Raw genomic sequence first — 6,952 nt, 5'->3', positions numbered from 1 at the left:
CGCTTGCCGTTCCAGAACGCGGTGGTCGCGGCCGAGGTGATGGTGATGCCGCGCTCCTGCTCCTGCTCCATCCAGTCCATCGTCGCGGCACCTTCGTGCACTTCGCCGATCTTGTGGCTCTTGCCGGTGTAATAGAGGATGCGCTCGGTGGTCGTAGTCTTGCCGGCATCGATATGCGCCATGATACCGAAGTTACGGTAGTCCTCGATGGCATGTTGGCGGGGCATGGGTTGTTCCTTAAAATTCCTTTGTATCGCCGTTACCAGCGATAGTGCGAGAAGGCGCGATTGGCTTCCGCCATCTTGTGCACGTCCTCACGCTTCTTGACGGCGTTCCCCCGGTTGTTCGACGCATCCAGCAGCTCGGCCGAGAGCCGCTCGGTCATGGTTTTCTCGTTGCGGTCGCGCGCGGCCGAAATGATCCAGCGAATCCCGAGCGCCTGGCGGCGCACCGAGCGGACCTCGACCGGCACCTGATAGGTGGCGCCGCCGACGCGCCGCGAACGAACTTCGATCGTCGGCATCACGTTCTCGAGCGCCTGCTCGAACACGGTCAGCGGATTCTGCTTGGTCTTGTTCTCGATGATGCCCAGCGCGCCGTAGACGATTCCCTCGGCGACCGATTTCTTCCCGGCGTGCATCACCGAGTTCATGAACTTCGTAATGACGATGTTTCCGAACTTCGGATCCGGAAGCACTTCACGTTTTTCAGCGGAATGGCGGCGCGACATCTTGTTTCCTTCGTTATGGTCGGGCTAAGGCGCGAAGCGCGTCTTCCACTCTTTCCCGGCCATCCACGTCTTAATTCGTTGCTCCAGATCCCCGGGTCTCGCTGAGCTCGCCCGAGGATGATCCTCGCTATGCCCGGCTCATTTCGGACGCTTGGCGCCGTACTTGGAACGACGCTGCTTACGGTTCTTGACGCCCTGGGTATCGAGGACGCCGCGGAGAATGTGGTAGCGCACGCCGGGCAAGTCCTTGACGCGGCCGCCACGGATCATGACCACGGAGTGCTCCTGAAGATTGTGGCCCTCACCGGGAATGTAGCCGATGACCTCGAACCCGTTGGTGAGACGCACCTTGGCGACCTTGCGCAGCGCCGAGTTCGGCTTCTTCGGGGTCGTGGTGTAGACGCGCGTGCACACGCCGCGCTTCTGCGGCGACTGCTGCAGCGCCGGCACCTTCTTGCGCGACTTCTGTACGACGCGTGGACTTGCGATCAGCTGGTTGATCGTCGGCATGTCAGCCTTCACCCTTTAGTTCGCGCGAAGCCGAAACGGCTCCTTGAAATTCGTTTCCGGACTTAAGTCCCATTCCTTCCGCCTGTCGCGAAAATCGACCGCGCAAAGCGAAATCGCGCCAACTGCTCATCGCTGAGCAGAAAGCGCTTCGACGCCACAGAGGACCTCGAGTAAGCGATCAATCAGCGCGGGCTGAGCGATCAAGCACCGAGGTCATGCACCCGATCAATCCCGAGGGAACTCTCCCACGAAAACCAAGATCGTCCTGGCATTGCCTAGCTATAATCGACAGCGTTTGAGCGACATCCGTCGAGGTTGGTGCCCGCAGCGACCCCAAAAAAGGATCGAAAGGGTGGTCCGTTCCGACGCAAGCGAAGCTCACCGCCTGTCGTTGAGTGCGCGGGTTCTATCGGTGGAGCCTGGCCAAGTCAAGGCGAAACGACACCGAAGAAGCGCCTCGAAGCGCCTTGGCCGACCGCAAAATCCGATCTCACTGCGGTTGTCAACCGCAGCCCCCACGTGAGCCCGACCGCCGGAAAGATCGGCCAAGGCCGCTATTTTACCCGGATAATATAAGGATCACACCTCTCGATGACAAGCGTCCCCGGGGCCAACCACAGCTCCCGCCCCCGCCCATGGGCGGTCCTCAATCCTCGTCGTCCTCGTCATCGTCGTCCTTGGCCTGATCGGCCCGGTGCGGCTTGCGGCTCTGATCGTCCCAGAGCTTTCGGTACACGCCGTCCGCCGCAAGAAGCTTCTTGTGCGAACCGCGTTCGATCGCCCTGCCCCCTGAAATGACGATGATCTCGTCCATTTGGACCACCGAGGTCAGGCGGTGGGTCGACCAGATCATGGTCCGGCCCTTGGCGAGTTTCAAAAGCGTCTTGTTGATCGCAGCTTCAGTGGTCTGATCGAGCGCCGAGGTCGCTTCGTCGAGCAAAAGAACTGACGGATTGCGGACGATGGCCCGCGCAATCGCGATGCGCTGGCGCTGCCCCCCCGACAAGGTGTCGCCGCGCTCGCCCACCAGAGTATCGTATTTCTGCGGAAGGCTCATGATGTAGCGATGGATTTCGGCCTTGCGGGCGGCCTCCTCGACTTCCGCGTCGGTCGCGCCTTCCTTGCCGAGCCGGATGTTTTCCCGGATCGACATGTTGAACAACATGTTTTCCTGGAACACCACGGCCATGCTGCGCCGCAGGGAGTCGAGGGTGACTTTGCGGATGTCGACGCCGTCGATGCTGACCCGGCCTTCGTCCGGCAAATAGAGCCGCAGGATCAGGTTGAGCAGCGTACTCTTGCCGGCGCCGCTTGGCCCGACAATGGCAATGGTCTTGCCGACGTCGAGCTTGAGACTGAGATTGTCAAGAACCGGCGCCTCGCTGCCCTCGTACTGGAAGGTCACGTGATCGAAGGTGATGTCGTGGGTGACGCGCGGCAGGTCGGGGGCGCCGGGACGATCGGCCCCACGGATCGGCTCATCCAGCAGCTCCTGAATGTGGCGCACCGCAGCCGCCGACTGGATCGAGACCGGGATGAAATGCATGATGTGGGCGATGTTGTAGGACACCTCCCAGAACGCGCTTTCGAAGGTCACGAAGGTTCCGATGGTGATGTGGCCCTTGGTCGCGAGATAGGCGCCGAGCGCGAGCACGACGAGGTGCAGCAACAACACCGAGATGGTCACCGTGCGTTCGACCATGGTCGACAGGAAGGCCGCTGACGAAATTTTCCGGCGCGCCTCATCGTTGCGGACCGTGAACCAGCCAAGCATCTTGCGTTGAAGCATGAACGCCTTGGTCACCGCCTGGGTCGCGATGTTCTCCTGCACGAGGCCCAGCACCGCCGCTTCATTGAGCTTCTGCTCGTAATTCGCCTCCACCGCCTTGGGCGTCAGGATGCGCGGACCGATCAGGGTGATCGGAAAAACCAGAAGCGAGATCACCGCAAGCTGCCAGTTCAGGAACAGCATCAGAATGATGCCCGCGATCAATTCGAAAAACGGCAGCGCCGCGCCGGCGGCAAAGCCCTTGATCGAGCCCTCGAAGGCCGACATGTCGACCGAAAACCGCGACAGGATTTCGCCGCGCTTGGTGCGCTGGAAGAAGGCCGCGGGCAAACTCTGGACGTGCTCGAAGATCCGCTTGCGCACATCCGAAAGCACCGAGGCTGCCAGATGTGCATCCCACCGCTCGTACCAGACCGCGACGATCGAGGTAAAGATCCCGGCCGCCGCCAGCACGGAGAGAATCCGGATCAGCGCTTCGAAATCTTCCTCGCCCAGCGCGTCATCGATCAAGAACTTCAGGCTCAGCGGCATGATGACGTTGAACAGCGTCTCAACGAGAACGCCGAGGCCGACAAAGGTCATGATCTTCTTGTAGCTCTTCAGATGCGGCTTGACGAAGCCGTAGATCGTCGCCAGTGCGCCGGCGGCTTCCCTGGCGGTATAGACCGCGAGTTCCTCGTCGTCTTCGTCGTCTTCGAACCCAAGGTGCTCATCGTCCTCTTCGTCTTCGTCGGGCGGTGAGGACGGCCTGGTGCCAGCAAGCCGGCCTTTAGCCTCGGCTTCCATCAGGTGTTTCTTGTCCAGTTCTTCCGCAACCGGATCGTCCGCGGAAGCGGCGATGTGTCGATCCGGAAATTGGGGCTTGGACGCCATGAAACCAACCGATGCTGCACGGCCGGCATGACCGCAAAACGACAAGAAGAATCGGACCGTTAGCGAAACGCCCCGCGACTTCGATCCTAAGCGATTGGCGGGCGTTCAGCAAAATAATTGGAACGAGCCGGGTGGCGGCTAGTGCCCACTTTCCGAAGTTCGTACCCCATCGCAGCGCACACCTCGGAAAGATTTTGCCACAAGCGCTGCAGGAACTTCAAAAGGGCGGCACTAATCCTCGTCCTCGACCTTGTCAAAGAAGGAGTACCGAAGGCTTTCGGAATCGGCATACCACTGGCCGGGCCCCTTGTTGGCGGCGAGCGTGGCGGCCCACAGCTCGTCGGTGCAGTCGTGGCGGTGCATCGACAGGTCGAAGCCGTTGTTGAAAAACAATTCCGACCATTCCCACCAGGTGCCGAGCTTCTTCACCCCGCGCATCAGGTCGTAGCGGTCGATCAGCGCGGGCGCCATATCGGACGTCACCGAGCCGAACACCAAGCCGTTTTTGACGACGCGATTGAGCTCGCGAACGGCCTTGGCGACGCGGTTTTCCGCAACATGGCAAAGACTGGTTTCGAACACGAGATCGAACTCGCCGTGCTTGAACGGCAGGTCCACAATCGATCCAAGCTTGTTGAACTTCTTCAGTTCCGTCGCCGTTTTGGCATGGATCGCGCGGTTGTTCTCGATACCCCACGCATCGATTCCACGCTCGCGCAACGCGCCAACGAGTTCCCCGCTCGCCGATCCCGCTACCAGAAGCCTGTATCCGCTCGCCTTGTTCCAGACGATCCTGATCAGGTTGGTCAGGTAGTCGGGATCGGTAAACCGGTTCCAGAATTCGCGATAAGGCCCAAGACCCCGGTAGTTCTCGAAATATTCGCGGTCGATCTTGTCGGACGAAGGCTTGCCGTTGTGGCCGCCGGCACGGCGCAACCGCATCATCTCGGTGACGATGATGTCGGTGGCGGCATCGGAGGAATCCAGCAATCCGTTCAGCGTCGAGTCGAACAGGTAATCGCCGACGACGACGATGCCCGGATGGCGTTTCGGGTCGGGCCGGTGGTTGGTCATGACGTCGCGGGCCGGAAGTCCGCCAGGCAACGCATTCACCGACGACAACCAGCGATGGATCTTGCCTTCCAGGAAATGGGCGCGCGCGTCGCCGAAAGAGGTGGGCAACGATTTCAGCGCGGCGTCGACCAGTTCGTCGTCGCGAAGATTGGCGAAAGCCAGCGCATCGGAGCCGGCAATCAGCCAATTCAGCACGCCGTGCTTGCCGACATCGTGACGGGAACCTTCGTTGTAAACGCAACAGCCCCCAAAGGCTTCCGACATGAACCACGAGCCGGGGATCTTCTCGCCCCAGAACGGGGAGTCGAACAGGATCGAAACCCGCAAGTAATGTGCAGGCCGGTCGAAATAGGCGATGTGCTTGACCATCGACTTGCGCAGCTCTTCGCCGTCCCAGGTCATGGTTGCAAGCCAGGAATGCGGCAAGCACATCAGGACCAGGTCGAAGTCCCGTGTCTCGGGTCCCTTCCCGTTCATCATGTTGAGCTGATAGCGTCCGTTCGCGGTCTTGCCGACCTTGAGCACGCGGTGATTGAGGTGAATATGGGCATTGACCTCGGCCTGCAGGCACTCGATCAGCTGCTCGTTTCCGTTCTGGATGGAATAGAGGCCGAGATAGCCGTCGACATCCATCACGAAGTTCTTGAGCGCATTGAGCCCGTTGGTGTTGTGGCTTTCGGTGGCGATATCGGAGCGCGCCATCACCTTGAAGAAGCGCCTGGCGTTGGCGTCGTCGACCTCGCGGTCGAGCAGTTCCTCACAGGTCAGGTAGGCCCAGGGATGCTCGTTGTCGTGCGCACCGACGCCTTCGTAATACTCGAGCGGGGAGACCATTTCGCTACAACGTTTGCGAAACGCCACGATGGCGTTCGCGGTCGCGGCACCATATTTGCGGCGCATGCCGGCAACGTCGTTGAGCAGTTCGCCGTCGAGTTGGACCTGCTCCGCATCCATGGGAATGGTCTGCAGGCCAAAATGCTGGATCATGTCCCGCAGCGGGTCGGGACCGGTCATCGAGTAGTCGTAGATTTCAGCGACGCCGGCCTCGTACATCGCCGGCGCCGAATCGAATTTACGCGTAACCACCTTGCCGCCGACCCGGTCGGTGGCTTCGAAGATGGTGATGCGGCACAGATCGCCCAGTTTCTTCTTCAGGTACCACGCGCTCATCAGGCCGCCCGGCCCGCCGCCTACAATTGCTAACTCCAACATATCTTTCCGTTTTTCCCGGCCCCGGCCGAAATCGGCCGCCTGACGAGAGCCAATCTAAGTCATTTTAGAAGAAGCGCTTTTTTCCCTGAAGGGAAGATGAACAAACGATGTTAACCCGGCAGAATAGGCAAAAAACAGCAAAAAGAGCTAACGCAAAAAAGGCCGGCGATCGCCGGCCTTTTCGCTAACATCCTGAATTTGCCCGACTTTATTCCGCGGGCGGCAGCGCCAACGGTTCGACTTCGGGCGCCGCAGGCACGATCGCCGCCTGCTTTTCGCGCTCGTCCAGGATCAGCTTGTCGCGCTTCATGGCGACTTCGCGAATCTTCGACATCGAGGCGCCGGTACCGGCCGGGATCAGGCGGCCGACGATGACGTTCTCCTTGAGGCCCTCGAGCGGGTCTACCTTGCCGTTGACGGCGGCTTCGGTGAGCACGCGGGTGGTCTCCTGGAACGACGCCGCCGAGAAGAACGAGCGCGTCTGCAAGCTCGCCTTGGTGATGCCGAGCAATACCGGCGTACCGGCGGCCGGCTTCTTGCCCTCTTCCCTGGCCTTGGCGTTGATCTGATCGAACTCGATCTTGTCAATCTGCTCGCCCGAGATCATGTCGGTATCGCCCTGGTCGGTGATCTCCACCTTCTGCAGCATCTGACGGACAATCACCTCGATGTGCTTGTCGTTGATGAGCACGCCCTGCAGCCGGTAGACCTCCTGGATTTCGTTGACCAGATAGGCAGCGAGTTCCTCGATGCCCTTGATCGCC

The 6,952-nt window shown here is 60.4% G+C and carries 5 protein-coding genes and 1 pseudogene; all 6 read right to left on the bottom strand.

The genetic code is table 11. The features are described from left to right. Window positions 1–227 (bottom strand): GTP-binding protein (locus tag VNX23_RS22905; RefSeq protein ID WP_325633851.1); only part of this gene is annotated, 227 nt, incomplete at its 3' end. Between the two features lie 32 nt (window positions 228–259). Then, window positions 260–730: a 30S ribosomal protein S7 gene (gene rpsG, locus VNX23_RS22900; protein WP_325633850.1), complete on the bottom strand. Its 471-nt coding sequence runs from the start codon at window positions 728–730 to the stop codon at window positions 260–262. A gap of 138 nt (window positions 731–868) precedes the next feature. Continuing rightward, window positions 869–1,240, bottom strand: coding sequence for a 30S ribosomal protein S12 (gene rpsL / locus VNX23_RS22895; protein WP_011473880.1), 372 nt, complete (start codon window positions 1,238–1,240; stop codon window positions 869–871). A gap of 646 nt (window positions 1,241–1,886) precedes the next feature. Continuing rightward, on the bottom strand, window positions 1,887–3,902 hold the full coding sequence (locus VNX23_RS22890) for an ABC transporter ATP-binding protein (protein ID WP_414643059.1): 2,016 nt from the start codon (window positions 3,900–3,902) through the stop codon (window positions 1,887–1,889). 231 nt (window positions 3,903–4,133) lie between these two features. Beyond that, complete coding sequence (locus VNX23_RS22885) at window positions 4,134–6,188, bottom strand: FAD-dependent oxidoreductase (protein ID WP_325633849.1); 2,055 nt, start codon at window positions 6,186–6,188, stop codon at window positions 4,134–4,136. A gap of 208 nt (window positions 6,189–6,396) precedes the next feature. Further along, window positions 6,397–6,952 (bottom strand): annotated as a pseudogene (locus VNX23_RS22880) (DNA-directed RNA polymerase subunit beta'); the annotation flags it as partial.

Origin of the sequence: Bradyrhizobium sp. (assembly GCF_035570375.1) — a bacterium.
In the GTDB taxonomy this organism is placed as follows: Bacteria; Pseudomonadota; Alphaproteobacteria; order Rhizobiales; family Xanthobacteraceae; genus Bradyrhizobium.
Note: the sequence above shows the minus strand (reverse complement) of the source record. Positions and strands in the feature narration are given on the sequence as shown.